The sequence below is a fragment of the Rhizobium glycinendophyticum genome, from assembly GCF_006443685.1.
Taxonomy (GTDB): Bacteria; Pseudomonadota; Alphaproteobacteria; order Rhizobiales; family Rhizobiaceae; genus Allorhizobium; species Allorhizobium glycinendophyticum.
The window spans coordinates 101316-128210 of record NZ_VFYP01000005.1 but is presented as its reverse complement, the minus strand read 5'-3'; the positions used below and the strand labels follow the sequence as shown (position 1 = coordinate 128210).

The 26895-nt window shown below is 60.0% G+C and carries 23 protein-coding genes; 13 read left to right on the top strand and 10 right to left on the bottom strand.

The genetic code is table 11. From position 1 onward, the window contains the following. Positions 1–10: 10 nt before the first annotated feature. Complete coding sequence (locus tag FJQ55_RS20915) at positions 11–1153, bottom strand: glycosyltransferase family 4 protein (RefSeq protein ID WP_140831638.1); 1143 nt, start codon at positions 1151–1153, stop codon at positions 11–13. Beyond that, entirely contained in the window at positions 1150–2280 is a 1131-nt protein-coding gene (locus tag FJQ55_RS20910) for a glycosyltransferase (RefSeq protein ID WP_140831635.1), read from the bottom strand. The genes FJQ55_RS20915 and FJQ55_RS20910 overlap by 4 nt, the downstream gene beginning before the upstream one ends. Positions 2281–2814: 534 nt before the next feature. On the opposite strand from FJQ55_RS20910, the gene FJQ55_RS20905 reads away from it, so the two are divergent. The 4 genes from FJQ55_RS20905 (at position 2815) to FJQ55_RS20890 (ending at position 7515) form a co-directional block, all read left to right on the top strand. After that, entirely contained in the window at positions 2815–3786 is a 972-nt protein-coding gene (locus FJQ55_RS20905; protein WP_140831633.1) for an NAD-dependent epimerase/dehydratase family protein, read from the top strand. A 92-nt stretch (positions 3787–3878) separates the two neighbouring features. After that, positions 3879–4769, top strand: coding sequence for a glycosyltransferase family 2 protein (locus FJQ55_RS20900; RefSeq protein ID WP_140831631.1), 891 nt, complete (start codon positions 3879–3881; stop codon positions 4767–4769). A gap of 35 nt (positions 4770–4804) precedes the next feature. After that, positions 4805–5713: a glycosyltransferase family 2 protein gene (locus FJQ55_RS20895; protein WP_140831629.1), complete on the top strand. Its 909-nt coding sequence runs from the start codon at positions 4805–4807 to the stop codon at positions 5711–5713. After that, on the top strand, positions 5713–7515 hold the full coding sequence (locus FJQ55_RS20890; RefSeq protein ID WP_161597015.1) for an alpha/beta fold hydrolase: 1803 nt from the start codon (positions 5713–5715) through the stop codon (positions 7513–7515). The genes FJQ55_RS20895 and FJQ55_RS20890 overlap by 1 nt, the downstream gene beginning before the upstream one ends. A 9-nt stretch (positions 7516–7524) precedes the next feature. Here FJQ55_RS20890 and FJQ55_RS20885 read toward each other — a convergent pair whose 3' ends face one another. From FJQ55_RS20885 to FJQ55_RS20875, 3 genes are all read right to left on the bottom strand, one after another. Then, complete coding sequence (locus tag FJQ55_RS20885; protein ID WP_140831625.1) at positions 7525–9003, bottom strand: lipopolysaccharide biosynthesis protein; 1479 nt, start codon at positions 9001–9003, stop codon at positions 7525–7527. Then, positions 9003–10436 (bottom strand): hypothetical protein, encoded by a 1434-nt coding sequence (locus tag FJQ55_RS20880; protein ID WP_140831623.1) that lies wholly within the window; start codon positions 10434–10436, stop codon positions 9003–9005. Before FJQ55_RS20880 ends, FJQ55_RS20885 begins: the two co-directional genes overlap by 1 nt. Positions 10437–10589: 153 nt before the next feature. Beyond that, positions 10590–12323, bottom strand: a complete 1734-nt coding sequence (locus FJQ55_RS20875) for a sensor histidine kinase (RefSeq protein WP_246085226.1) — start codon at positions 12321–12323, stop codon at positions 10590–10592. Between the two features lie 346 nt (positions 12324–12669). On the opposite strand from FJQ55_RS20875, the gene FJQ55_RS20870 reads away from it, so the two are divergent. Together FJQ55_RS20870 and FJQ55_RS20865 are read left to right on the top strand one after the other, a co-directional pair. Then, on the top strand, positions 12670–13797 hold the full coding sequence (locus FJQ55_RS20870; RefSeq protein ID WP_140831620.1) for a PAS domain-containing protein: 1128 nt from the start codon (positions 12670–12672) through the stop codon (positions 13795–13797). Beyond that, positions 13794–14192, top strand: coding sequence for a response regulator (locus FJQ55_RS20865; protein ID WP_140831618.1), 399 nt, complete (start codon positions 13794–13796; stop codon positions 14190–14192). The genes FJQ55_RS20870 and FJQ55_RS20865 overlap by 4 nt, the downstream gene beginning before the upstream one ends. Before the next feature lie 107 nt (positions 14193–14299). On the opposite strand, the gene FJQ55_RS20860 is transcribed toward FJQ55_RS20865, so the two are convergent. The 4 genes from FJQ55_RS20860 to denD all read right to left on the bottom strand — a co-directional run bounded on the left by FJQ55_RS20860 (position 14300) and on the right by denD (position 18765). Next, on the bottom strand, positions 14300–14956 hold the full coding sequence (locus tag FJQ55_RS20860; RefSeq protein ID WP_161597013.1) for a BA14K family protein: 657 nt from the start codon (positions 14954–14956) through the stop codon (positions 14300–14302). Between the two features lie 148 nt (positions 14957–15104). Then, on the bottom strand, positions 15105–16889 hold the full coding sequence (locus FJQ55_RS20855) for an IlvD/Edd family dehydratase (RefSeq protein ID WP_140831614.1): 1785 nt from the start codon (positions 16887–16889) through the stop codon (positions 15105–15107). After that, positions 16886–17785: an NAD(P)-dependent oxidoreductase gene (locus FJQ55_RS20850; RefSeq protein ID WP_140831612.1), complete on the bottom strand. Its 900-nt coding sequence runs from the start codon at positions 17783–17785 to the stop codon at positions 16886–16888. Before FJQ55_RS20850 ends, FJQ55_RS20855 begins: the two co-directional genes overlap by 4 nt. Next, complete coding sequence (gene denD, locus FJQ55_RS20845) at positions 17782–18765, bottom strand: D-erythronate dehydrogenase (protein WP_140831609.1); 984 nt, start codon at positions 18763–18765, stop codon at positions 17782–17784. The genes FJQ55_RS20850 and denD overlap by 4 nt, the downstream gene beginning before the upstream one ends. Before the next feature lie 162 nt (positions 18766–18927). Between denD and FJQ55_RS20840 the strand changes: the two genes are divergently transcribed. From FJQ55_RS20840 to FJQ55_RS20815, 6 genes are all read left to right on the top strand, one after another. Then, the gene (locus tag FJQ55_RS20840; RefSeq protein WP_140831606.1) at positions 18928–20385 is read left to right on the top strand and encodes an FAD-binding oxidoreductase; all 1458 of its coding nucleotides are present in this window, start codon (positions 18928–18930) and stop codon (positions 20383–20385) included. Positions 20386–20431: 46 nt separating this feature from the next. Continuing rightward, positions 20432–21148: a FadR/GntR family transcriptional regulator gene (locus FJQ55_RS20835; RefSeq protein WP_167507775.1), complete on the top strand. Its 717-nt coding sequence runs from the start codon at positions 20432–20434 to the stop codon at positions 21146–21148. Between the two features lie 167 nt (positions 21149–21315). Next, entirely contained in the window at positions 21316–22485 is a 1170-nt protein-coding gene (locus tag FJQ55_RS20830; protein ID WP_140831600.1) for a fumarylacetoacetate hydrolase family protein, read from the top strand. A gap of 7 nt (positions 22486–22492) precedes the next feature. Further along, positions 22493–23026: a TRAP transporter small permease gene (locus FJQ55_RS20825; RefSeq protein ID WP_140831598.1), complete on the top strand. Its 534-nt coding sequence runs from the start codon at positions 22493–22495 to the stop codon at positions 23024–23026. After that, positions 23026–24303, top strand: coding sequence for a TRAP transporter large permease (locus tag FJQ55_RS20820; RefSeq protein WP_140831596.1), 1278 nt, complete (start codon positions 23026–23028; stop codon positions 24301–24303). Before FJQ55_RS20825 ends, FJQ55_RS20820 begins: the two co-directional genes overlap by 1 nt. Before the next feature lie 46 nt (positions 24304–24349). Continuing rightward, the gene (locus FJQ55_RS20815; protein WP_140831593.1) at positions 24350–25354 is read left to right on the top strand and encodes a TRAP transporter substrate-binding protein; all 1005 of its coding nucleotides are present in this window, start codon (positions 24350–24352) and stop codon (positions 25352–25354) included. Positions 25355–25437: 83 nt separating this feature from the next. Here FJQ55_RS20815 and FJQ55_RS20810 read toward each other — a convergent pair whose 3' ends face one another. Continuing rightward, the gene (locus FJQ55_RS20810; RefSeq protein ID WP_425467567.1) at positions 25438–26361 is read right to left on the bottom strand and encodes a DMT family transporter; all 924 of its coding nucleotides are present in this window, start codon (positions 26359–26361) and stop codon (positions 25438–25440) included. A gap of 370 nt (positions 26362–26731) precedes the next feature. Between FJQ55_RS20810 and FJQ55_RS23895 the strand changes: the two genes are divergently transcribed. Continuing rightward, positions 26732–26866 carry a hypothetical protein gene (locus tag FJQ55_RS23895; RefSeq protein WP_281285518.1) on the top strand — a complete coding sequence of 45 codons (135 nt, stop codon included), beginning with the start codon at positions 26732–26734 and terminating at the stop codon, positions 26864–26866. The last annotated feature ends 29 nt before the right edge of the window (positions 26867–26895 follow it).

The window sequence follows — 26895 nt, the reverse complement described above, 5'->3', positions numbered from 1 at the left end:
AAGATATTGTTTACCGTGATTTGGTCGCCGACGCGGACGTCTCAAGGGATGCGTCGAGCACCGTCAGCCCGATCACCTCGGCCAGCTTGCGGGCTGCGGTATCCCAAGTGAAAAGACCCGCTCGTTGCCGGCCTTTTTCACGCAAACGTGCCTGCAAGCCCTGATCGTCGGCCAAGCGCAGGACTTGTTCAACCCATTGATCGGGCGTGTGGGGGGCAGCCTGCAACGCTGCATCGCCGCACACTTCCGGCAGCGCTCCGCAAGGGGAGATAATGGAAGGGCAGCCGAGGATCATCGCCTCGAGCGGCGGCAGGCCAAAGCCTTCCGTGGTCGAAGGGCAGGCGAAGGCCAGTGCCTCTACCATGAGGGCTGACAGTTCCGCATCATTGATACGCCCGACGAAGCGGACATTGGCCGGAACCTCGAAGCCCAGATTCTCGAATGTTTCCCGGTTTGTCGCGCCGAACAGAACAAGGGTCAGATGCGAAAGACGCTGGTCGGAAAAAGCTTTGAACAGCACCCGGATGTTCTTGTGCGCCTGTGTGCTCGACAGAGCCACGACATATCCACCGCGTTCAAGCCCCCTTTCCGCGACGAATCCAGGGGCCGGCTTATGCGTTAGAACGTGATCGCAGCCGTTGTAGATGACTGTGATTTTCTCGGCGGGCGCGATGCCGTAGCGAACCAGTTGAACTTTAGAATATTCCGACACCGTCAGGATGCGGCGGTTGGTCCGGCCAAGGAGGGGCTGGATCAGCCGATACCAGAGCCTGAAGCCCAGAGAATAGGAAGCGGGTGTCAGATACACCTGCGCGTCATGGATCATCGTCAGCGAGTCTGGGTGGAAGATTGGTCCCATGTTGCAGAGATTGATCAGCAGCGCATTGCGGGCAATCCAGGGAAGGTTGATCTGCTCCCACGGAAATTCCCGCGGCAGGCCACTGGCGAAGCCTTGCTTTATGAGACGGATCAAGGAGAGTGCCGGTTTGCGTTCGGCGGTCGTCGGGGCAGCGACGGTGACCTCGGGAAGCTCTCCGACAAGCTGACAGTTTACCATCAGGCGCTCGAAGGCCTGAATGAGTTCTTCTGCGACACGGTGCACGCCGGTCGGTGCGACGGTCAGGAATTTGCCGTTGAAGACAATCGGTTTCACGCGCTCTTGTCCCAAACCTGCGGCTTCACCGCGCTCCTCTGGTTCTGGCGGCTGATGCAGTCTGTTATGGACTTTTTCAGCTCGGCGCGGAAGCGGTCCGGCTCAAAACTCATGGCATGCGCGCGCACGGTCGCCGGGTCGAACCTGCCGCTGTCGGCCTCGAAACGGGTAAGTGCTCCGCACAGCGCTTCCACGGTCTGTTCTTGAAAAAAGAGGCCAGTCTTACCCTCGACTACCGTTTCCAAAGCGCCGCCCCGCGCAAAGGCAATCACCGGTCGGCCGCTTGCCATGACTTCCAGCGGCACGATACCGAAATCCTCTACGCCGGGATACAAGAGGGCGCGACAGCCCGAGAAGCAGCGTTCCATCTCGGCATCCGAGACTGATCCAAGGAAGCTGACGGTAGGGCCGGCCGACTGCTTGAGCTTGGTGGAGGCGCCATCGCCGATGACCACCAGTGGCAGGTTCAGGCGCGTGCAGGCGGCAACGGCAAGCTCGATCTTCTTGTAGGGCGTGATCTGGCCCGCCGACAGGTAAAAATCCTTCGGCCCGCCGGAGATCTTGAATCGGCTGACCTCGACCGGCGGATGGATCACTTCCGCTTCCCGGCGGTAAAATTTGCGGATGCGTTTGGCGACGTAATCGGAGTTGGCGATGAAGTGGTCGACACGATGCGCGGTCGTCACATCCCATTGCCGCAGGCCTGGTGCCGCCATGAAAAGCACTGCCCGGGCCAGCAGGCCAGACTCGGCCATGTATTGCGGATAGAGATCCCAGATGTAGCGCATCGGGGAATGGCAGTAGCAGATGTGCAGTGCATCGGGGCGAGTGATCACGCCCTTGGCAGGGCCGGCTTCGCTGGAGATCACGAGATCATAGGCCGTGAGATCGAGTGATTCCAATGCATGCGGCATCAGAGGCAGCATTTTCTGATAATGCTTGCGACCGCCAATCTTCTGCAGGAATGACGTGGTGATGCTGTGCCGGCGAATCTTCGGCGACAGGCGTTCGGGATCTGCGACCAGAGTGAAGATGTCTGCGTCAGGGAAGAGGTCACAGAAAGCCTCAAGGACTTTCTCGCCTCCGCGCATTCCCACGAGCCAGTAATGAACCAGTGCGACCTTCAACAGAGACTCCATGGAAGCGATTGAGCATCCGAACCCGGACAACGATCAGTCATAGGCAGCAGCATCTATAGAAATGCGGTGAACAAAAACGTGCGCCTTCGGTTAAAATCCCGGCGATCTCGTAATTTCTGTACGATTCCGGAATAGAAGCGACAAAAAAAATTGAAACTGGTTAACGTCGTCTCACATTCTATGCCGTGCCATGACCACCGAACACACCTCGCGTGTATTCAAAGGGCATTTCAGTTGTGTTGTTTTTGGCTTTGACGCATTCACTGTCGAGACCAAGGATTAACCATTCTTGCCATTATAGGACCCGGTAGTCCCGAATTCATACAGAAATTACACCAATAGGGTTTTTATCCTAGCAGTGATGGATGCGGTCTGCCCTCTGGCGGGCAGCTTGTTCGCGCAAGGATGGGCTCTCAAAGCCTTTGTCTATGGCGGACGCTGCCGGCCGGTTGTGCTTTGTGATCAAGCTGCCAGTAGGCCGTGTCCCCGGCAAACGACCTCCGATGTAGGAAGGCTTAGTGCATGCAAAATGAAGGCTCGAAAAACGCTCTGGTGTTCGGTGGTTCCGGTTTCATCGGGACGCATCTGGTCGCGAGGCTCGCTGCCGAGGGCCATCGTGTCGTCTCTGTCGACATCAAGCCGCCGCGCATCCGGCGGGACGGCGTTATCTATCTCAACGCGGATGTGAGAGACCTGTCCAAATTCGATCCCGGAATGCAGATCCATCGGATCTATAATCTTGCAGCCGTCCACACGACCCCCGGGCATCCGGATCACCAGTATTACGAAACCAATATCCTTGGCGCCACGGCAATCACCGCGCTTGCGCGACGTCTCGGTGTCAAGGAGATCGTCTTTACCAGCTCCATATCCGTCTATGGGCCAGGCGAGGAAACGAAGAGCGAGACATCCCCGCCGGCGCCCGTGTCTCCCTACGGCTGGTCCAAGTTCATGGCCGAGCGCATCCAGATTGCCTGGCTTGAGGAAGACGACAGCCGCAGGCTCGTGATCTGCCGTCCTGCCGTGATTTTTGGACCTGGTGAAGGGGGCAATTTCACGCGCATGGCCACCCTCATGAAGAAGGGCTTTTTCGTCTATCCAGGCCGCAAGGACACGATCAAGGCGTGCTTCTACGTTGATGACTTGCTTGACGCGCTGCAGTTTGCTGTCGATCGGCCGGAGCGTTTCGTGCTGTTCAATGGCTGCTATCCCGACCGCTACACACTCGAGCAGATTGTCGAGACCTTCCGTGCCAGCCACATGCCGGCTGTGAAGACCGTCATGGTGCCGCGCGCCATCGTGACTGCAGCTGCCGCTCTGTTGAAGCCGTTCTCGGCCATGGGCCTCGGGATCCATCCGGATCGCGTGACGAAGCTGGTCAAGTCGACAGATGTCATACCCGGCTGGCTCTCCTCGACCGGGTTGTCGAGCACAGGTCGTCTGCCTTCCGCAATCGAGAGGTGGAGTGCCGCGAGCGGCGGACGTTTCGTCTAGCCCATCGAAGATCGGCGGGATTGAGCTCCTCCGGAGCTTCAAGCGGAAATGAACAACAATCGGCGGCGATGCCGCTCCGGGGAATGGTGTTGATGGCCAAGGAAAGGCTCACTCTGGCGGTTGCGATTGCGACAGCGGGGAGACGTGACATTCTCACGCAGACGGTTGCGTTCATGAACAACCAGAAGCGCAAGCCGAACGAGTTTCTGATTTGTCCGGCGCGCGCCGATGACGTCGACCTGGAGGGGCTTCGGAACTGCAATGGCGAGGTCCGGATCGTCGAGGGATCGATCGGCTCGTCGCATCAGCGCAATGCGATGATCGGGGCGTCCAAGGCCGATGTCATGGTATTCTTCGACGATGATTTTCTGCCATCCGCCTCTTATTTGGCCGAAGTGGAAGCGCTTTTTGCCGGCGATCCCCGGGTCATGGTCGCGACGGGCCATGTGATCGAGGATGGAGCGCTCGGGCCTGGGCTCGAGCTGGAGCAGGGGCAGGCGATCCTTGCGGGGGACCGATTCCAGGGCCCCTTTTCGGTCAGCCCAACCTTCAACGGCTATGGTTGCAACATGGCGATCCGGCTTGAGCCGGCACGGCGCTACGGCATCCGCTTCGACGAGAACCTGCCGCTTTATGCCTGGCTGGAAGATGTCGATTTCTCCCGACAGATGGCCGCTCACGGAATTGTGGTGCATGCCACGCAATTGCGCGGGGTGCATCTCGGGACCAAGAAAGCGGGCCGCAGCCCCGGTCGTCGCCTCGGCTATTCGCAGATCGCCAATCGCATTTATATCCAGCGGAAGGGCAACTTGAATTTCTTTCAGACCTGGGACGGCAATCTGCGCAATTTCAGCGCCAACCTCATCAAAAGCTTCAGTCCGGAGCCTTGGGTGGATCGGCGGGGTCGGTTGTCGGGAAATCTCCTCGCGTTCAGGGATCTCGTGACCGGCAGGCTCGATCCCCGGAAAATACTGGATCTGTGAGAGCGCAGTCGGCAGCATTCGAGGAAGGGACAAAGATGAAATTCTCGCTGATCATATCGACCCTGGGGCGACCGGCGGATGTGCTGGAATTCATCCGGACAATCGAGGCGCAGACCTGCCGCGACTTCGAGCTCATTATCGTCGATCAGAACGACGACGATGTGCTGGCAAATGCGGTGCGGACCTTAAGTCCCGCCTTTCCGCTCAAGTACCGGCATGTGCCGGGGGTTCGCGGAGCGAGCCGGGGCCGCAATCTCGGCTTCGAACTGGCGGTGGGGGACTATGTCTGCTTCCCCGATGATGATTGTCTCTACCCGCCGCGCGTCCTCGACGATGCGCTCGCGCTGTTTGCGAAGAAGGGGGTCGATATCGTCTGTGGCCGCGCGGCCGACGAGACCGGTCGCGACATCAACGGACGCTATGAACCGCAGGCGCAGCCGGTCACTACCGCCAATGTGTTTTCCACCCAGATCGAGTGGATGCTTTTTTTCACGCGTTCGGCATTCGAGGGCGTATCCGGTTTCGACGAAGACGTCGGTGTCGGTGCCTCGACGCTCTGGCAGGCGAATGAAGGGCAGGACATCGTCTTGCGCATGCTCGCGAGCGGCTATCGCGGCTGGTACGATCCCGCCCTCTACGCACACCATCCGGAATTGAACGTCTTCAGCCCCGATGCGCGCATGCGCAGGAAAGCTCGAGGGTATGCCCGCGGAATGGGTTATGTACTGGGCCGCCACGGCTATTCCTTGGGATACTTCGCACGTTATGTCGTGAGATCCGCAGGCGGCGCGGTGCTCTCATGCCTGCGGCTGAATTTTCCCAGAGCCCTTTATTACCTCCATGTCACCGCCGGACGGATCGAAGGCTACCTCTGTGGTCGGCGGAGCAGCGTGCCCCTTGCCAAAGGGGGGGACGTGTTCCTGGAGCCGGAGCAGGCAGCTTGATGGGTGTCAGCATCAGCAATCTCCTGAAGGCGGATACGGTTACAGGAAGCGCGACGCTTGCATGTCCTGTCAGCTTCGACGGGCTGGCCGGCATGTATCACGCCGCCTCCGGTGAGATCGCGGTCCTGATGATTTCGCCCTGGGGCTTCGAGGAACTGTGTTCGCGGATCACCTACCGGGTGCTTGGAGAGCGTCTGGCAGCGCTCGGCTATCCGTGCCTGCGCTTTGATCTGCCGGGTACCGGACATTCCGCCCATGCCAGCTCCGCGATCGATGATGAAGGCGCATGGCGCAAGGCAGCCTGCTCCGCTTACGATCATCTGCGCGACCTTACTGGGGCCCAAAAGGTTGTCGTCGTTGGACAGGGGCTGGGCGGACTTCTGGCTGCTGAACTGGCGCAGGATAGGCCTGTCGCCGGCCTCGTGCTGCTGGCGCCGGCATTGCAGGGGCGCGGTTACCTTCGCGAGGTCGCGGCCTGGACGGCCATGACGAAGGGCGAGTTCAAGGTGGGCTCGACGGATGGGCCGCCGAACGGGTTCATTTCGGCGGGCTTTGTGCTGTCGGCGGCTACTGTCAATGAAATCCGGCAGCTGAAGCCGCTGGGTTCGCTTGCCCCCGTGGTCGAGCGGGTTTTTCTGGCGAAGCGCCCCGACAACGCAGGCGACGCCCGACTGGCCGAGGAGCTTTTGGCCGGTGGCCTCACGGTCGATAGCACGGAATTCCTCGACCATGCCGACTACGTGTCCAGCCCCATCTTCGGCTCCATGCCGGTGGATACGCTTCAAAAGGTGGTGTCCTGGGTCGGCGCTCACTTTTCGCATGGGTCAGATGCTCCCGCACTGCCTGCGTCCAACGCGGCGGTTGCGCGCATCCTTGGTGACGGTTATTCCGAAGACCTGGTCCGGTTCGGACCATCGGATATGTTCTTCGGTGCCTTCAGCACACCGGCGCAGGGGCCGGTGCCCAAGACTGCTGTCCTTATTCTGAATGCTGGCGCCGATCACTCGATCGGATGGGGTCGTTACTCCGTCGATCTGGCGCGCGATCTTGCGCAGCAAGGGTTCGCTGCCATGCGCATCGACCTGGCAGGCATCGGGGAAACGCCGCTCTGGTCGGGGCAGGAGCAGCCGGTCATGTATTCTCTGCGTGCCAATGATGACGTTCGTTATGCAATCGACTGGATGGCGGCGCGTGCGGGGATCGAACGCGTGGTGCTCCTGGGGCGCTGCAGTGGTGGCTATCCGGCTTTCATTTCGGCCGTGGCCGATCCGCGGGTTGCAGCCTCCATCATGATCAATGTCCGCAAGCTGCATTGGGAGCCGGACGAGGATATTTTAAAAGCCATCCTCGAACCGGTCGAGCCGATCGAGACCTATCGGCAGAACATGCGAAGCACTCGTCAGTTTAAACGGATCCTCGCGGGCGAACTCAAGCTGTCGACCATCCTGCGCAAGGTGTCGAAGACACTTCTGGCGATCGCTGCAAGGAAGCTTTCGCCACTCCTGGGAGACCGGTCGCGGCATAACCGCATCACCCGCATCGTTCGCGAACGCCTTCAGGTGCTTGCCGCCCGACGCGTACCGGTCGCTTTGATCTTCAGTGAGGGAGATCCCGGCCTGCACGATCTCTACAGCTGGGCCGGGGCAGGCGCTGCCAAGCTTCACGCCTATCCCAATGTCGAGGTGCATGTTATTGCCGGGGCCGACCATAACCTGACCCCGCTACCGGCCCGAACCCAGGCGACCCGTATCATCAGCCGGTTTCTGACGCAGCGGGCCTTGCCGGTTTCTGGCGAGCTCTGAGCCGCAGCTCTATTTTCTCAGGAAAATCTTCGACAGAATTCTGACGGCACTGGCCTCAATGCCGCCAGGGCGGCCGGCAAGGACCCAGAAGATCAGAACGAAAATCGCGTAGCTCGCGCAAAAGAGCAGGCCCGAAGCGATGAATGACAGGTAGAGGTGCTGTTCGAAGTCCATCCAGTGTTTGCATAGCATTAATACGAGCCCGCCCGGGAGGATGGAGGCCACGGGCCTCATCATCGCCCTCAACTGGTCCAGCATGCTCACGCCTGCAACGGAACGGACGAGAGCCATGGACGAGACGCTGACGGCGATCGATCCGCCTGCCCTGGCGATCACTGCGCCCGCGACCCCGAAGAAGGTGACGCCGATGAGGGAAAGGGGCACCCGCACAATGAGCTCGATTACCGATCGAACGGCCAGGCTGCGGGATTTGTTCAGAACCATCACCAGAGGCGGCATCGTGGTGGACGGCAGGCCGAGCAAGCTTGCGATGGCCAGCCCCGCCAGGATTGGCGAAGCGCCTTCCCAGTTGGGGCCGAGGAGCACCCGGATGACGGGACCGGATAGCAGGGCCATAAAGACGTAGACCGGCATCAGCACGAGGATAAGACTGCCGCTGCTGCTCAAGTAGGCCTGTTGGATGCGGCCATTGTCACGAGCGGAAACGAAAGCCGCCATCAACGGGGCAGAGGCCGGGGCAATCACCGCCTGATGCGGCAATTGCGAAAGGTCGTTGGCGGCGGCAAAGCGCCCGAAGGAGGCGACATCCGTGAAGCGCGGCAGGAGGATGCGGTCGATCTGCCAGTTTATGGCGGCAATCGTCTGGGAGACAAAATTCCAGCCGATGAGGTCCGAAAACAGCGGCCAGTCGGCCAATGTCAGGCGTGGGCGCATCGGCGCCATGAAGTAAGAGCAGATCATCATGACCGTGGGCGTCGCCACAGTCCCTGCGGCGACGGCCCAATAGCTGCCGGTCGTCACGGCAGTGCCGATAGCAATGGTGGCAGCCACCATTTTGCCAATCAGTTCGAGCGCACCCTTGCGACGGAAATCCAAGGCCTTCTCGAAAAGGATCATTTGCGGGCTTATCAGGCCGCGTGTCGCCGGGGCGAGCGCCAGCGTGCAGACAAGCAGGACGAGGCGGTCGTCGCCATAGATGCGTGCAATCGGCCAGGCGAGCGCGGCCATCACGCCGGCAACCAGCAGACCGCGCAACAGGCCGAGGGTGAAGGCCGTCTCGAAGGCCCTTGGTGTCATCTCCGGCATGCGCAGGAGCGCGGAGGAAAGCGGCAGCTCCAGCACCGCCTCGACGATGAAGATCAGCGTCATGGCGGTGGCCACCAGGCCGAAATCGGCGGGCCCAAGGAAACGTGCCAGAACCAGCAGCGTCAGAAAATCGACGACGCGGGATGCCAGCCGCGCGCCTATTGTCCACAGCCCGGCGTGGATTGTCCGATCCGTCAGGGGGGCGCCAGTGGCTTGCGTCATCAGGCTGTCCTCCGTGCGCCGGCAGGTTGCCGGTGCCGCGTAACGGGAGTGGTGTGCGCGTGCGCAGGGAGATCTGCGGCGATCGCGGCGGCCAGCGCATAAATGCAGGCGTTCATGACGCCAAAATCCGCCGAGGTTCCGGCGAGAATGCCCATGATCAGCACCGGCGGCATGTAGAAGCGGACAGCTGTCAGAATGACCCGAGCCTCGTCGTCGCCTCTGGCCGCACGGCGCAGGTAGGTCTGGATGAGGAAACCGTAATACAGGAGGCCGCCCGCAAGGCCTGTGTTGCTGAAAACAGCGATCAAGCCGTTGGAAGCGCGGGTGCCTCCCATTCCGACGCCCAGGCCCCAGGTGTCGATGAGTGCCTTCAGTGAAACCGCAGTCCACATGCTGCGCTCTTCGAAGGAATCAGACGAGGTTTTCTGGAAGATGATGGTGTCGATGAGTTGAAGGAAGGGATTGAAAACGGCGGGGTCGAAAAGCGCCAACAGATAAACCGCAGCGAGCCCTGAGACGATAGCCCAGAATTCCAGCACCAGTCCCTCGCGAGCTCTGCTGCCCTTCTCGGTCATCAAAAGTCGCCAGAACCACTCCGCTACCGCGACGCAGCCGAAGACAGCAAGGCCGCCATAGGCCGCCGAGGAGGTGGACAGGAGTGCAAAAAGCGCAAGGAGCACGATTAGGCAGGGTGCGAGAAACAGCCTGATGAAGGAGTTCGATATCGCGCGGCGCAGAAAATAAATGGCGGTCAAGAAGGCGACTGCCAGCGAACCGAAGGCCGAGGCTTCCGGCATCAGTCCCACGACCCGCCTGACATTGGCGATCTCCACGTCGGTAAGATAGACATAAGTCGCCGTTCTGAACATATCGAGGTAAGGGCCGACGCCAGCGAGATCGAGAAGACCTGTCACCACAACCATGGCTCCGCCGAGGCAGAGTGCGCCCAGCACATGCTGACGGATATTCTGCCCCCGGAAGGCGAGCGCACAGGCAAAGACGGTCATCACCGAGATGGAGAGATAGAGTATCTGCGAAATATTCTGTGGCGTGGGATAGAGCGGGACGCCGTTCGTCGCCTCCTCCAGGCGCATCGGAATGATGGTGACCATGCCGGCGAAAATGCGTGGCATGAAGAGGGTGACCCAGATCGCAACGATCCAGAACAGTGTCAGGAGGAGGCATTGCGACGGGCGAAGGGCAATGCTGAGCATGCGTGAAAGGCCGTTCTTGCCACCTGCGTAGATGAAGATGATCACCAGCGCGATGATCGGCGGCGGTGTGAAACTGAGGCCCTGCGTCAGCGCGGGCGGAATGACCGCAAAAGAGCCGAAGGACATGGAGCCGAACAGCAGATAGAAGATGTAGGGGCCACGGCTCAACACCGCTGCCAGAAGCAGCACCCAGAACAGAAGGATGGAAACGAAATCCATGTCGCTCTCTTGGCTGGCCCGATACTGGCGGGAGCGCCTCGCACATGCCACTGAAGATCGACCAAACCACAGTGCCGTAAATCTTTGCTTAAACTTTTAGCGGACGGCGCCCATACCGCATGATTGGCCGCTCAATCCTTTGTTCAGCAGATATTATCGGTCGAGCCGGTTTTCGGCGACGCGCATGTTGATCTGCAGTCCATCCGGTGCCCAATTGAAAGCAATTTCTCCACCCAACTGCTGCGTCGCGCTCGTTCTAGCCAGTTTGCTTCCGAAACCCAGGCTAGAGGGGGCGCTGATTTGCCGGCCGATGAGTGCTTCGCTCCAATCGAGATACAGGTTCTGGTCGATGATTGCCCAGCGAACATTGAGCTTGCCTTCGGCGCCAGCGAAAGCACCGTATTTGGCAGCATTGGTCGCGAGTTCGTGGAAAATCAGGGCAAGGCTGGTCGATGCCTTCAGTCCAATTTCGACAGGTGGTCCGGACAAGGAAACGCGCGAGCAGTCTTCCACATGCGGGCTCAGTATGTCTTCGATCAAAGAGCGCAGCGATCCGGTTTCCGGCGCCTGGGGGCCGGCCGATATCGCCGGCTGAACCAGTTCATGGGCCTTCGCCAAAGCGCGCAGTCGCCCTTGAAGGGTCTCCGCCATGGCCGGGACGGTCACTGCCGTTCGCGCCGTCATATTGATCATACCGGAGGTGATCGAGAAGAGATTCTTGACCCGGTGGTTCAGTTCTCGCAGCAGCAACTGGCGTGCTTCCTCTGCGAGTTTCAGATCGTGAATATCGGTGCAGGTGCCGTACCAACGGATGATCCTTGCCTCTTCGTCACGCACGCACTGCGCTCTGCCGATTACCCAGCGATATTCGCCCGAGTGGTGCCGCAGGCGGTATTCGACATGATAGGGTTCGCCCGTTGCAAGGCTGTGTTGCCAGACTTGCCAAGCGTGCGCCCGATCATCCGGGTGAAAAGGGTTATCCCAGGCGAGGCCGTTGGTCTCACCTTCGTTCAGCCCGGTGTATTGGTACCAACGCTGATTGAAGTAGTCGTGGTGGCCGTCCGGCGTGGTCGACCAGATCATCTGGTCGATGGAATTGACGATCGCTTCGAACCGCTCTTCGCTTTCTCGCAGGGCTGCCATGGCAGTCGCGACTTCGGAGACATCTGTTGCCTGGACGAATATTCCGAGCGTCTCCCCCTCGGCGTTGATCATCGGCTGGAAGACGAAGTCGACATGTTTCTGCTCGACTTGCCCACCGGCCAGGATGAAGTCGATCGGTACCGCACGGCCGATATAGGGTTCTGCCGATGTGTAAACCGTATCGAGAAGGTCTATGAAGCCCTGGTCTTGAACTTCTGGCAGCGCTTCGGCAACCGTCTTGCCGACCAAGCCGCTGCGCTGGACCAGCAACTCGTAGGCCGCGTTCACGAGCGTGAAGACGTGGGTTGGTCCTTCCAGAATGGCGATGGCGGCAGGGGTCTGGGCGAACATGCGTCCGAGCCTGGAGATCTCCTGTTGCGCCTGACGGCGCGCGAGAACGGCAGCCGTCGTCTCATTGCCCTGGTTGAAGATACCGACTATGGCGCCGTATTCGTCGCGGATCGCGGTGAAGCTGTAGTTCCAGTAGGTCTCCGTCTGCACGCCTGCACGGACCATTGGCAGCATCTGGTCATAGGTCGATATACCTTTGCCTGTGGTCATCACCTCGTCGAGTTGCGGACCCACGACGTCCCAGATGTCGGCCCAGACCTCAGACGCGGGGCGACCCAGTGCGTCCGGGTGCCGTTCGCCCGGAATAGGTGCCCAGCTGTCATTGTAGAGAAGGCGAAGCTCAGGTCCCCAGTAAATCGCAGTCGGGAAGGTTGAGCTCAAACAGATGGACAAGGCTGACCGCAGAGACGATGGCCACACTTCGACAGGCCCCAGGCCATCCGACCAATCATGGTCCCGGATCAGATCGGCCATCCGGCCGCCGTGCTTCAGGAATGCAGTAGACAGCGGGTTTTCATCGTCCGTGGAAGTCAAGTCACTCTACCTCGAACACGATGTGCCCATCACTCTTCTGTGGAATACGCGAAAGGTCGAGACAAGTCCATGTCGGGATGTGGGTCAGTTTGGGGAGGTTAAAAACGGGAGTGTCGATCACCGCTCGACTTTTTTTGATCTCCTGGAACTTTTTGAGGGAGCCGATCATTGTCATCACCAGCCCGCTTCAGGACAGAATATACATATGACTGATGACAATTCCATTCGGCGGGATGCCCGTGACGCCGGCGACCGGCTATTGGCTTCGCATCCGTCCGAGGATCCATTTGCCGCCGCCTTCAAGGCGACTCGGATGCCCATGCTGATTACCGATCCTCGCCAGCCGGACAATCCGATCATCTTCTGCAACAAGGCCTTTGCGACCCTTACCGGCTACAGCACGGACGAGTTGGTTGGCCGAAACTGTCGTCTGCTTCAGGGACCCGATACAGATCGCGATGCGGTCGCACAGCTGCGTGAGGCCGTGGCCGGCGAGCATGATGTTGCGCTCGATATCCTGAACTACCGGAAAGATGGCAGCAAATTCTGGAACGCGCTCTTCGTCAGCCCTGTGCGGGATGCCAAGGGAGAGGTCATCTATTTCTTCGCCTCCCAGCTCGATTTCACCAATATCAAGAGCAAGGAGGTGCAACTTGCGCAGGCGCGGCTTTCCGCCGAAGAGGAAGTGGCACGCCGGACACGCGACTTGAGTGAAGCGCTTCAGGCAAAGACAATGCTGGTTCATGAGGTGGATCACAGGGTCAAGAACAACCTTCTGACCATCGCCTCAATCGTCAAGCTTCAGGCACGGATGTCGCAAGACGACGTGGTGAAGCGGACCCTGTTCTCCGTGTTGAACCGCGTTGAAGCTCTCAGCACCGTGCAGCGCAAGCTGTTTAAGAACAACGATCTGGGCCGGTTCGATGTGGCAGATTTCGCCAAGGACCTGATTGAGGATCTGGTGGGGGCTTTGAAGCGGGACGATATTCGCGTCACCACCGATCTCGCTCCGGTGCTGGTCCCTTCCGCCAAGGCTTCGGCGCTCGCCCTGATCGTCAACGAACTGGTGCTTGACGCAGTTCGAAGGGGGCTGAGCGATGGTGGCGGAGAAATCCATCTGCAGGTGAAACGGACGAATGGGCATTTTGTGATCCGGGTGACCGACACGACGATGCCCGTGGCCGTCAATCCGGAAGAGGAAGCCTTCGGCAAGCTGATGCTGGAGGCCTGTGCAAAGCAACTGCGTGCTGACGTTGAGCGGACGGTCGAAGGGTACCGCACCGATGTGCTGGTAACCATTCTGGTTGAGGAAATGAAGGACTCCGACGTTTGAAGATCATGATTGTCGAGGATGAAGCCCTGCTGGCGCTTGAGTTGGAGATGGAAGTGGAAGCGGCAGGTCACGAGGTGGTCGGCACTGCTGCCTCACGCTGCGCTGCCTTGGAAATCGTCGATCAGACGGGGCCGCAATTTGCGTTCGTCGATGTACATCTGAGCGATGGCCCCTCAGGTATCGACATCGGACGGCATCTTGCTTCCACCGGGATTCCGTTTGTCTTTGTCACCGGCAATGTGAAACGCATCCCCGATGATTTTGCCGGGGCGATCGGTGCGATCGAGAAGCCTTACACGATGAACGGTCTGCAGAATGCGCTGACCTATCTGACGGCTCGTGTATCGGGCCTGCAGCCTTCAACGCCGCCACCAGGGCTCATTCTGGCGGAGTGATCCAGTTATTTTGACCGGTTTAGCCGTTCAGGCCAAATATTGTCGGAAGTCTAAAGCGTTAGGGGCAACCCGATCCCGGTCGGGCGGGTGGGTCTGTCTTCTGACGCTCAGAAGGTACGCAACTCGCACTGCTTACGCGGACCACCGCCATAGGGCTGATAGGAATTGTCCTCGGCGCGATAGGATCTGTAGCGTTGGAGACAGTTGTTGGCGTGCAGGGAGTTGACCGCGACTGGCGTCGCATTTCCCGTCTCATCCTGCACGAGTGTCGCCTTTGCATCTCCGGTTTCCTCCGGAGAGCCATTAAGGTAGGGCGAAACGCAGCTGCGCATCTCGCCACGGTAAGAGATATAGCTGTTGTCGTCAGCGCTGTAAGAGCGATAGCGCGCTTCGCACCAGGAGACATGGGCGGGCGACAGCACTGGTGCTTCTGAACCCTGATCGAGTTCTGTCACCGCGCTTGTTTCAATGACGTCAACCTTCTGCACGACTGACGCCACCTTCTCCTCGTCAGGCTGCTGTGGGGTCGCTGACGCGCTTGCCATGACCACGTTGCTGCCATAGCGGGGTGGAAGCCGCTCATACGTCTGATTTTCCGGATCTACTCGAACGGGGGTCAGGGTCCAAAGATCTGCGACGTCGAGACCGGTGAAGTGCGGAGTCTCATCCCGGGGCTCCAGCACAGCCGATGCCAAAACGACACCGCCCAGCAAGGTGGACACAGCAAGAGCCGTACCGGCCAGCAGCGAAGCCACGGTTTTCATTATAGTCTCCATCGATGCGATTGCTTGGATGGAGAATGTTCTGGCGCTCACTCAGTTCCATCTGAAACGGAATGGGGCCTAATTTGGTAACCAGCGAGTTGACGCAGACGGGGCGTCAACCCGGCTGCGATGGCATCTTGAAGAAACTTCAGTGATTGTGACGCGGAGGTTTCTTGGAGATCTGGCGGAAGGCGTCGGCTCCCTTGATCGTCGCGCCGTCGGCCAATTGCGTGACAGTTTGGCGGTAGAGCATCTGCCAGGGTGTGGCATCGGCTGGCACTGTCGGGATGCCCTCGGCTTTGCGTCTTGCAATCTCATCCTCGGCAACGAGCATATCGCAGCGGCCCTGGTTGAGATCGATGCGGATCGTGTCGCCGCTGCGGATCCAGGCAAGGCCGCCTCCGGCGGCACTTTCCGGCGAAGCGTTGAGGATTGACGGGCTATCGGCGGTGCCGGACTGGCGCCCGTCGCCAATCGTCGGCAGGCTCAGGATGCCGCGCTGGATCAAGTGGTCCGGTGGCTGCATGTTGACGACTTCAGCCGATCCAGGCCAACCGAGCGGGCCGGCACCGCGGATGACCAGAATGCAATTTTCATCGATCTCAAGCGATGGGTCGTTGATGCGCTTGTGGTAGTCTTCCGATCCGTCAAAGACGATAGCGCGGCCCTCGAAGACGCCTTCGCGTCCGGGCTCGTTGAGGTAGCGCAAGCGAAACCCTTCCGAGATGACGCTGGTTTTCATGATGGCGAAGTCGAAGAGATTGCCCTTGAGCACGAGGAAGCCGGCGCGCTCGCGCATCGGTTCGCTGTAAGGCTTGATCACTTCGCGATCGACGGACTCCTTGCCCTCAAGGTTTTCAGCCATGCTGAGGCCGGTGACCGTTGGACAGTCGCCGTTGAGCTTTCCGGCTTGCAGCAGTTCCCACATGACGGCAGGCACGCCGCCGGCCCGGTGGAAACGCTCGCCGAGATAGGCGCCGGCCGGCTGGACGTTGGCGAGCAGCGGGATGTCGAATCCGTGGACCTGCCAGTCCTCCGGCAGCAGTTCGACGCCGGCATGCTTGGCCATGGCCATGAGGTGAGGCTGGGCATTGGTGGAGCCACCAATTGCGGAATTGACGCGGATCGCATTGAGGAAGGCCTCACGCGTGAGAATGTCCGATGGCTTGATGTCCTTTAGCACCAGTTCGACGGCTCGTTTACCCGTGCGATAGGCCATCTGGCCGCGTTCCCGGTAGGCGCCGGGGATCGCAGCGCAGCCGGTCAGCGACATGCCAAGGGCTTCGGCCATGGCATTCATGGTGGAGGCTGTGCCCATGGTGTTGCAATGGCCGACGGAGGGTGCGGAATCGAGTGCGCGTTCGAGAAATTCTTCCCTGGTGATCTCACCGGCCGCGTATTTGCGGCGCGAGCGCCAGATGACGGTGCCGGAGCCGACGAGCTCGCCGTCATGCCAACCGTCAAGCATGGGGCCGCCTGAGAGCACGATCGCCGGTATGTCCACCGTCGATGCAGCCATCAGCGCCGAAGGCGTGGTCTTGTCGCAGCCGGTCGTCAGCACCACGCCATCGAAGGGGTAGCCGTACAGGAGTTCGACCAGGCCGAGATAGGCAAGGTTGCGGTCGAGCGCAGCCGTAGGCCGCTTGCAGTTCTCGAAGAGTGGGTGCGAGGGGAACTCGATGGGGATGCCGCCAGCATCGCGGATGCCGTCCCGGACGCGCTTGGCCAGATCCAGGTGGTGGCGGTTGCACGGATTGATGTCGCTGCCCGACTGGGCAATCCCGATGATCGGTTTGCCCGAGCGAAGCTCTTCGGGCGTTGTGCCGTAGTTCATGAAGCGCTCGAGATAGAGCGCAGTCATGTCGAGGTGATCGGGATTGTCGAACCAGTCCTGCGAGCGCAGCCGGCGTTTGGGTTGCTCTGTTCCGCTCATGGGTGGCCTTTCTCCCGATTGTTTATCTTCTCCAGATGCAGGAGCAATGCGCTGTGGTCTTTCTCGCCATTGCCGTCGTCGACGAAGGCCTCGAAGGCGTTGCGCACCTCTGTCGTCAACGGAAGAGCAAGTGAAAACTCGTCAGCCATCGCCCTAACTGCATTGAGATCCTTCAGTTGCAGGCGCGATGGGCCGCCTGGCTCAAAGCGACGCTCGACCATGCGGGCACCGTGCAAGTCGAGGATGCGGCTTTCGGCGAAGCCGCCACGAATGGCTTCCCGAAATTGTTCACGAGAGGCACCGCCGGCTTCGACCAGCATCATGGCTTCGGCAACTGCGCCGATGGTGATGGCGACAATCTGCTGGTTGGCGAGCTTGCAGATCTGGCCGGCGCCGGAGGGACCAACATGGGTGACGCGACCGAGCGCTGCAAACACATTGGCAAGACCCGCGATCACTGAGACGTCGCCGCCGGCCATGATGGCCAGTGTTCCGGCTTCCGCACCGACCACGCCGCCTGAGACCGGCGCGTCGACATGGGCGATGCCGCGCTCGCTCAATCTGGCTGAGTGCTTTTTGGCAATCGGCGGTGCGATCGATGACATGTCGACAACGACAGCCCCCGACTTCAGCGCGTTATCGACACCTGCCGAGAAGAGGACATCTCCGACGGCATTGCCGTCAGAGAGCATGGTGATAACGACATCAGCGTCGTTGACCGCTTCGGCGGCAGTGCCGGCAAGGGTTGCGCCATTGCCCACCAGTGCTTCAGCCTTGCTGAGATCGCGGTTCCAGACGGTTACCGGGAAACCGGCGGCGAGCAATCGTCGCGTCATCGGCGCGCCCATCAGGCCGGTACCCAAAAAGGCGATGCGCTTGTTCTGTTCCGATGTCAAAGCTTGCCTCCCAGTTCATCCTCAATGTGGATGCGGATGATGTCGTCGAACGAGTTTTCAGCGACGAAGCCGAGTTCGCGGGCACGTTTGGCCTCGAAGCCAGGTGCCCAACCGGCGCAGATGCGCATGATCATCTCGTCCGGCTCGCGGCGAATGAGCTTCACAGCCTTGTCGCCGGCGATGCGGCGGAGTGCCTCGATTTGTTCGCCGACCGTGGCGCTGACGCCCGGCATGGAGAGGTTGCGGCGGGGGCCAACTTTTTCCACGTCGATGGTTGCGCCGTGCAGGAGGAAGCCGACGGCAGAGCGGGGAGAGGCATGCCAATGGCGGACGTCATCCGTTACCGGAAGCACGGCCTCCTGGCCGATCAGAGGCTCCCGCAGGATGTTGGAGAAGAAGCCTGAGGCGGCCTTATTCGGTTTGCCGGGGCGAATGCAGATCGTGGGGAGGCGGATGCCGATGCCGTCGAAGAAGCCTTTGCGGGAGTAGTCGGCCAGCAGCAATTCGCAGATCGCCTTCTGGGTGCCGTAGCTGGTGAGTGGCGTGGTGTGAAAATCATCCGGAATGGGGAAGGGAAGGGGGGCGCCGACAACGGCGATCGAGGAGGTGAAGACCACGCGGGGGCGATAACCATCTTCGAGATGCGCGAGGCGAACCGCCTCGAACAGATAGCGCGTGCCATCAAGATTGATCTGGTAGCCTTTATCGAAATCGAGTTCAGCCTCGCCCGAAACGATAGCCGCCAGATGGAAGATAACGTCGGGACGGCTTGCGATGAGCTTTTCAGCAGCTCCCGGCGCCGAAAGGTCTGCCGTCTCCAGTGCGACGCGGCCTGCGAAGCCAGCAGGGGCATCCGGTGTGACGACGTCGACCAGGGTCATGGCCTCAACAGGCTTGCCGCCGAGCGAACCGTCGTTGGTCAGGCGTTGCGCCAGCTTCCGACCGACCATTCCCGCGGCGCCGATGATCAGAAAATGCATGATTTTTTCCTCCGATTCCATTCATCCGCCCAGTGTCCGGCGGGCACAAGCACTCATGCTGAAAAAAGCATTTGTAAGGTTGTCTGATAACCTTATATTTGGCGCTTGAAAACTGAATATTTTACGGTCGCGCATCGAGACGCAGTCCGCAGGAGGAACGAGATGGATCGTGAGGACGTGAGTGGATCCGAAAGAGGGGTGGCGGATGCGCGCGTAGAGGCGCTGAGGGTCCGGCTCGGGAATGATCTCGTGTTGTCGGGACCAGCAACCGAGCACTATTGCCGCGACTGGCATGGTGACATCACGACAGGTGCTGTCGCGGTCGTCCGGCCGAGAAGCACGGCTGAAGTTTCTGCGGCCGTCAAGGCAATCGGAGCGCTCGGGCTTTCCATCGTGCCGCAAGGTGGCAATACGGGGCTCGTCCTCGGGGCGACGCCCGATGATCCCGCAGGTCAGGTTGTGATCAGTCTAGAACGGATGACTGCCATACGGCGGCTGGATGTCGATGACTTCTCGGCTGTGGTGGAAGCCGGTATCGTGCTGTCCGAGTTCAAGGACAGGGTGGAGGCGGCTGGGCTCTATTTCCCGCTCGCATTAGGAGCGCAGGGATCTTGCCGGATCGGCGGGAATGTTTCCACCAATGCCGGCGGCATCAATGTCTTGCGATATGGCATGACGCGCGAGTTGGTGCTCGGCCTAGAAGTGGTTTTGCCGGATGGTTCGGTCTTCGACGGGCTGTCGACCTTGCGCAAGGATAATCGCGGAATTGACCTGAAGCAGTTGTTCATCGGTGCCGAGGGCACGTTGGGAATTGTCACCGCCGTCTCTGTCAAGTTGATGCCGCCAGCGGAGCAGGTGGCGACAGCGCTTCTGGGTCTAAACGCTTTGTCCGATGCAATTGCGCTTTACCGTCGGGCGCGACGCGACTGCTGCGACTTGATGTCGGCCTTCGAATTCATGCCGCCAGTCGCTTTCACGCTTGCTCGCGAGGCAATGCCGGATCTGGCGATGCCGATGCCAGGTGATTACCCGGCCTATGTTCTGATGGAGATTTCCGGGTCGGGGCTCGTGGATATCGACGATCTGATGCAGCGCTTCCTGCAAGGGGTGATGGAGGACGGCCTTGTTCTTGACGGCGTGGTGGCGGTATCGCGGGCGCAGGCGCGCAATCTCTGGGCATTCCGAGAGGGCATGAACGAGGGGCAGGCAAAACGCGGCCCGCATCTGCGAACCGACGTGTCGGTGCCCTTGTCGAAGCTTGCCGATTTCGTGCAGCAGGCGGAAGCCGCCGTGATGTCGGCTTTGCCGGATTGCCTCTGTGTATCCTACGGCCATGTCGGAGATGGAAATGTGCATCTCAATGTGCTGCCGCCGGCGGGACTAACGCGGGAGAAGACGGACCAGTTAATTTACCAGGCGAAGGGATTGATCAATGGGGTTCTGCTCGGTTTCTGCGGCTCGATCAGCGCCGAACACGGGATTGGTCGGTTGAAGAAGTCCGATTTCATCTCCGGTCTGCCGCAGACTCAGGCGCATCTGCTGAATGCGATCAAGCGCGCCATCGATCCGCGGATCATCATGAATCCCGGTTGCCAATTGAATTTCGCAAAAGATTCGTGAACAACCGGCGGGGTGGTACGGAGAGCAGTCGGGCATGGCGATCGATATAGGTCAATTCAACCTTGGGCAGATCAAACGAAGCGATCATCTGCCGACGCGGATCGCAGCGCAGTTTGCCGCTGAGATCAACGAGGGACGTCTAGCGCCGGGCGACAAGCTTCCGACCGAGCATGTGCTAGCGAAAACGCTTGGGGTCAGCCGCTCGGTTATCCGCGAAGCTATCGCGCAATTGCGAAATGAGGGGCTTGTCGAAACCCGGCAGGGCGTTGGCGCCTTCGTCTTGGAGCGTTCCTTGCGTCCCATCCGGATCAAGGATGGCGAGTTGTTCGACCCGCACAGCTTCCGCGCCATGTTCCAGCTGCGCGTGCCTCTCGAAATCGAGGCTGCGGGTCTTGCTGCGGTTCATCACACGCCGGCGGATCTTGCTCGCATCGATGCGGCACTGGATCGCATGACGGGGGCGGAGAAATGGTCGGATCAGGGGATCGATGCGGATCTTGCCTTCCATCGGGCGGTCGCGGATGCGACCCGCAATGAGTATTTTTCGATGTTCATCGGCTTCATCGCCGAGCGCATCAGCCTTGCGATCAATGCGGCCCGGTCTCGTGCCGTTCTGGAGGAGATCGTCGAGGTGACGATTGCGGAACATACGAGGCTGCGCGATGCGATCGCCAGCCGCAATCCGACCGATGCACGCGAGGCGATGCGGTTGCACATGCATGGCGCGGCGAGCCGCATCGAACTGAGCCTGGAGCAATTCTGAGCCATACTGGATAACGCGCCATCCGCACGTGGGTATGAAACGGTGCGGGGGTAGACAGGGGCGCATTCACTCCTTATTAATGTTCGTGAGGAGTTGTCAGACATCCTGACAATACGGCAAGGCGACAGGGGTGTCGTCTCGCCATATGGACGTGGAGGAGGTTCGTCTTGGCGGTAGAGCGCAATCTAAGATCCGTTGATATTCTTCCCGAGGACGCCTCAGACGCGCTCCTCGTTGGTCGCGTATGGTCCGACGCCGCCGGAGGACCGTGCCCGGTTCTGGTGCGCGCCGGTCGCGTGTTGGATCTGACAGGCATTTCGGCGACCTCGTCCGGGCTTCTGGAAATCGACGACATCGCCAAGCGTCTGGCGCAGGCTTCGGATCTTCCCGATCTGGGCTCGCTCGATGACTTCCTCTCGGCAAAAGCAGGCCGCCTGCTGGCCCCGATCGATCTCCAGGCCGTCAAGGCCGCCGGTGTCACCTTTGCCGACAGCATGCTGGAGCGGGTCATCGAGGAACAGGCCAAGGGGGATTCCGGTCGTGCTCAGGCCATTCGCGGCCAGCTGGCGCCTGTTCTCGGCGACAGCCTGCGCGGTGTCGTTGCAGGCTCCGAGCAGGCGGCCAAGGTGAAGGGGCTGCTGCAGGAGATGGGTCTCTGGTCCCAGTATCTGGAGGTCGGGATCGGCCCAGATGCGGAGATCTTTACCAAGGCGCAGCCAATGGCGTCTGTCGCTTGTGGTGACGCCGTTGGAATCCACCCAATCTCGCAGTGGAACAATCCAGAGCCGGAGATTGTTCTGGCCGTGCGTTCCGACGGCAGGATCCTGGGGGCGACGCTCGGCAACGACGTCAACCTGCGCGATGTCGAAGGACGTTCGGCGCTGCTTCTGGGGAAAGCGAAGGACAACAATGCTTCTTGTGCCATCGGTCCATTCATCCGCCTTTTCGATGAGAGCTTCACGATCGACGTGCTGCGCAAGGTCCGCGTCGCGCTTGTCGTGCGTGGCGAGGACGGTTTCGAGATGACGGGCGAAAGCCCCATGGAAGCGATCAGCCGCTCGCCGGAAAATCTCGTCGCGCAGTTGCGTAATCGCAATCACCAGTATCCCGATGGGGCCGTGCTATTCCTCGGCACGATGTTTGCGCCGGTCAAGGATCGTCGTGGCGCAGGGCTCGGTTTCACCCATGAAGTGGGCGATCGCGTCGAAATCTCTACGCCCAAGCTCGGACGTCTGGTGAACTGGGTCGATCGAACCGATGCCTGCCCCGAATGGACGTTCGGGACCCGCGCCCTGTTTGCTAATCTGGCCCGCCGCGGCCTCCTCGACAATGCGTGAGGTGCCGATGACAAAGGCTGTCGATCTCTTCTACCGTTTTCTCGAACTCCTGCTCATCTTGCTGCTCGGCGGCATGGCGATCATGGTATTTGTCAATGTCATGCTGCGCTATGGCTTCAATTCCGGCCTGACAGTCTCGGATGAGATGGCGCGTTACTTCTTCGTCTGGCTGACCTTCATTGGGGCGGTTGTCGGCTTCCGCGAATACGGTCACCTCGGTGTCGAGTCCCTCGTCGCGCTCCTGGGTCGCCGTGGGAGGATCGTCTGCATGATCCTGTCCAATCTCGTCATTCTGGGCGTTTCCGCGCTGTTCTTCTGGGGCACCTGGCTGCAACTGCCGATCAATTCCAGCATGAAGGCGCCGGTGACCGGACTGTCCATGGGCTGGGTCTATGGCATTGGTTTCTTCACCGGCGCGGGCTGCAGCCTGATTGCCTTGGAACGCCTGTTCCGCCTGCTCACCGGTCGCGTCACGGACGAAGAGGTCGCGATGTTTGCCGGTGAACATATGGGTATCGAAAAGCTGGTGGAGCGCGCCTGATGACCCTCGTCGTCTTCATCGTTTCGCTTCTTGGTGTCATGGCGATCGGCGTGCCGGTTGCCTTCGCCCTGATGTTCTGCGGCGTCACCCTCATGTGGTACATGGGGATGTTCAACAGCCAGATCATTGCCCAGAACATGATCGCCGGCGCCGATACCTTCACGCTGCTGGCCATTCCTTTCTTCGTCCTGGCCGGCGAGTTGATGAATTCTGGCGGTCTGTCGCGTCGCATCATCGAATTCGCAATTGCCTGTGTCGGCCACATCCGGGGCGGTCTGGGCATCGTCGCGATCATGGCGGCCGTGATCATGGCCTCCATTTCTGGTTCGGCCGCAGCCGACACAGCAGCGCTTGCTGCTATCCTCATCCCGATGATGGCAAAGGCTGGCTACAACGTGCCCCGGTCTGCAGGTCTCATTGCCTCCGGCGGCATTATCGCTCCCGTCATTCCGCCGTCGATGGCCTTCATTGTCTTCGGCGTTGCCGCGAATGTCTCCATCACCCAGCTTTTCATGGCGGGGATCGTGCCCGGTATCCTGATGGGTCTCGGTTTGGTCATCGCCTGGCAGATCGTGGTCCGGAAAGATAATATCAAGCCCCTGCCCAAGGCGCCGGCGAAGGAACGTCTGAATGCCACCGGTCGCGCGGCCTGGGCACTCGGCATGCCCGTCATCATTCTCGGTGGCATTAAAGCTGGCATCGTCACCCCGACGGAAGCCGCTGTGATCGCCGCCTTCTATGCGATGTTTGTCGGGATGGTGATCTATCGCGAACTGAAGCCCCGCGACTTGCCGGGTGTCGTTCTGCAAGCGGCCAAGACCACTGCGATCATCATGTTCCTGGTCTGCGCAGCTCTGGTTTCGGCCTGGCTTATCACCGCTGCCAATATTCCAGGTGAGATCACCCGCTTTATCGAGCCACTGATCGACCGGCCCATGCTGTTGATGTTCGTCATCATGCTGCTGGTGCTTCTGGTCGGTACAGCATTGGACCTCACGCCGACCATTCTGATCCTGACGCCGGTCCTCATGCCGATCATCAAGCAGGCGGGCATCGACCCGGTCTATTTCGGCGTGATGTTCATCATGAACTGCTGCATTGGCCTGATCACGCCACCGGTGGGCGTCGTGCTTAACGTCGTCAGCGGCGTCGGCCGGGTGCCTCTGGGCAAGGTCGTGACGGGCATCACGCCCTTCCTGCTCGCCCAGATATTCATCCTTATGTTGCTCGTGGTCTTTCCGGACATCGTCATCGTCCCGGCGCAATGGCTCCGGTGACACACGCCTTTTCAACCGTCTCGTTTTATCCAAGGGAGGAAATACAATGAGAAAGTTTCTGCTGACCACCACCGCTCTCGCGTTCTGTGCCGGCGGTGCCGCACCGGCCTTCGCCGAATTCAACGATCGCACGATCCGCGTTTCGAACGGTATTAACGCCGATCATCCGGTGGGCAATGGTATCGAAGCCATGCAGAAGTGCCTCGACGAGAAGTCGGGCGGCAAGCTCAAGCTGCAGGCCTTCTGGGGCGGCGCACTCGGTGGTGACCTTCAGGCGACCCAGGCGCTTCGTTCTGGCGTACAGGAAGCCGTCGTTACCTCGTCCTCACCGCTGGTCGGCATCGAGCCGGCGCTCGGTGTGTTCGACCTGCCCTTCCTGTTTTCCAATGCTCAGGAAGCCTACACCGTTCTCGACGGCAAGTTCGGCGACATGATGAGCGAGAAGCTCGCAGCCGTCGGTCTGGTCAATCTGGGCTATTGGGAAAACGGCTTCCGTAACCTGTCGAACTCGGTTCGCCCGGTCACCAAGTGGGAAGATTTCGAAGGGATGAAGGTTCGCGTGATGCAGAACAACATCTTCCTCGACACCTTCCAGAACCTGGGCGCCAACGCCACCCCGATGGCTTTCGGTGAAGTGTTCTCGGCGCTGGAAACGAAGACGATCGACGCGCAGGAAAACCCCTATGTGACGATCGACACCTCGAAGTTCTTTGAGGTCCAGAAATATGTTACCGAGACCAATCACGCCTATACGCCGTTCCTGTTCCTCTTCTCAAAGGCCATCTTCGACACCTATGCGCCGGAAGAGCAGGCGGCCTTGCGCGAATGCGCCAGCGTCGGCCGCGATGTCGAGCGCAGCGTGATTGCCGATCTGAACAAGAAGTCGCTGGAGAAGATCAAGGCGGCCGGTCTTGAGGTCAACACGCTGTCTGAAGAAGAGCAGAAGCGGATTCGTGAGAAGTCGATGGTGGTCTACGAAAAGCACAAGGAAGAGATCGGCGCCGACGTGGTCGATTCCATCCTGGCCGAACTCGCCGCGATCCGAAAATAACCTCCCTGGTCGCAGTTTGGCGGCTGCACCAGACGAAGCCCGCAACGAAAAACCGTTGCGGGCTTCGGCATTTCTAGTCCCAGTTATTCGGGTACTGCCGGAAGAACCCGATCCCGCTTCTTCAACTGCTGCTCGCGGAAGAAGATGAAGAGTCCGGATCCGACGATCAGGGCTGCTCCGACCACCATGGTCAGCCGCGGGACCTCACCGAAGAACCACCAGCCGAAGACGACGGCCCAAAGAAGAAGCGTGTATTGCAACGGGGCGACCGTCGCCGCGTCAGAAATCTTCAGGGCCCGGTTCACGAGGATATGGGCGGTCATGGCGACGATGCCAAGCAGCCCTAGGAGGAGGACCTCCGTGACCGAGGTCAGGGGCGTCCAGTCAAGTGGAGCGAAGAGCAGACCGGCCACTGCCGCCCCGCCTGTCTGGAACAGAACCAGTGTCTTGTCCGGTGTGGAGCGCAGGCTCCGGCCAGACAGCATCATGAAGGCGAAGGCCGCGGTGCCGATGATCGAGATGATCGCGGGCGCGGTGAACATGGCGCTCGAGGGTTCGAGTGTGATGATGACGCCGATGAAACCGACGGCGATCGCCGTCCAGCGACGCCACCCAACCTTCTCTCCGAGAAGGAAGGGGGCAGCCGCCGCAACATAGATCGGGGCAGCCAGCCAGTAGGTCATGACGTCTGCGAGCGGCAGATACATGACCGCATAGTAGAAGCAGAAAAGCTCTAGAGTAGAAAGAACCACGCGCGCGACCTGAAGCCAGGGGCGCTCCGCTTCCACGATCGGTTTCCGTCCTGCCATCCAGAGAAACGGCGCGAGAACGAGAAGTGCGGCGACACTGCGGATCAGGATCACTTGGCCAAGACCGTAGCTTGCGACTAGCCACTTGCCCATGGCGTCATTGAGCGCGAAGAGCAGCATGCCGAGAAGCATGACGGCAGGACCGGTGAAGGCGCCGAACATAGATACCGTCTTTGTCGTGGAAGGGGTGGTAGTCATGATGTCTCCCAAACCGTCTGCCGGTCATGCGCCCGTGTGATCCTCGAATCGCAGTTGCGTGGCCGATTTATCTTCATGTATCGAGCAAAGCTCAAGCTCCTGGGCGGGCCTCCCGCGCGCCGTTGGTCAGTGCCTCGTCTTGTCACGTCAGAGGGGGAAATGCGAGTGCAGGGGCGCCATTTCCGGTACAGTTGCGAGCTGCTTCGAGGCATTGTTTTGCCGAAAGCGTCTGCGGTGGTCGAATGTTTTCCCTTCAGTCGTTTCTTTAGCATATAGATTTACTCGGGAATGTTGACCCGTCGCCCAATATGACAAGACTGAGAGGTGATGGAGCTGGGCGGACTTTCACCTGCTCCAGACTGGAGAGATCATGTCGCGGCCGATCGTGAAGAAGAACAGCAGCCCCCGTCATCTGCGTCTTATGGATGCGAGTGGCCGGTGCATGGCGATCGCAACCACGAGCGCATCCATTGCCTTCCTTGCCGTTCTGATCGTTGCTCTTTGAGGCAGTCTCAACTCGATGGCTGACGGTCT

Bases quoted from the DNA above. Each gene is read 5' to 3' on its own strand.
- FJQ55_RS23895 (WP_281285518.1), top strand. From the start codon at position 26,732: ATGTCGCGGCCGATCGTGAAGAAGAACAGCAGCCCCCGTCATCTGCGT.
- FJQ55_RS20880 (WP_140831623.1), bottom strand. From the start codon at position 10,436: ATGGATTTCGTTTCCATCCTTCTGTTCTGGGTGCTGCTTCTGGCAGCG.
- FJQ55_RS20860 (WP_161597013.1), bottom strand. From the start codon at position 14,956: ATGAAAACCGTGGCTTCGCTGCTGGCCGGTACGGCTCTTGCTGTGTCC.
- FJQ55_RS20890 (WP_161597015.1), top strand. From the start codon at position 5,713: ATGGGTGTCAGCATCAGCAATCTCCTGAAGGCGGATACGGTTACAGGA.
- FJQ55_RS20885 (WP_140831625.1), bottom strand. From the start codon at position 9,003: ATGACGCAAGCCACTGGCGCCCCCCTGACGGATCGGACAATCCACGCC.
- FJQ55_RS20895 (WP_140831629.1), top strand. From the start codon at position 4,805: ATGAAATTCTCGCTGATCATATCGACCCTGGGGCGACCGGCGGATGTG.
- FJQ55_RS20870 (WP_140831620.1), top strand. From the start codon at position 12,670: ATGACTGATGACAATTCCATTCGGCGGGATGCCCGTGACGCCGGCGAC.
- FJQ55_RS20855 (WP_140831614.1), bottom strand. From the start codon at position 16,889: ATGAGCGGAACAGAGCAACCCAAACGCCGGCTGCGCTCGCAGGACTGG.
- FJQ55_RS20815 (WP_140831593.1), top strand. From the start codon at position 24,350: ATGAGAAAGTTTCTGCTGACCACCACCGCTCTCGCGTTCTGTGCCGGC.
- FJQ55_RS20810 (WP_425467567.1), bottom strand. From the start codon at position 26,361: ATGACTACCACCCCTTCCACGACAAAGACGGTATCTATGTTCGGCGCC.
- FJQ55_RS20840 (WP_140831606.1), top strand. From the start codon at position 18,928: ATGGATCGTGAGGACGTGAGTGGATCCGAAAGAGGGGTGGCGGATGCG.
- denD (WP_140831609.1), bottom strand. From the start codon at position 18,765: ATGCATTTTCTGATCATCGGCGCCGCGGGAATGGTCGGTCGGAAGCTG.
- FJQ55_RS20900 (WP_140831631.1), top strand. From the start codon at position 3,879: ATGGCCAAGGAAAGGCTCACTCTGGCGGTTGCGATTGCGACAGCGGGG.
- FJQ55_RS20820 (WP_140831596.1), top strand. From the start codon at position 23,026: ATGACCCTCGTCGTCTTCATCGTTTCGCTTCTTGGTGTCATGGCGATC.
- FJQ55_RS20825 (WP_140831598.1), top strand. From the start codon at position 22,493: ATGACAAAGGCTGTCGATCTCTTCTACCGTTTTCTCGAACTCCTGCTC.
- FJQ55_RS20905 (WP_140831633.1), top strand. From the start codon at position 2,815: ATGCAAAATGAAGGCTCGAAAAACGCTCTGGTGTTCGGTGGTTCCGGT.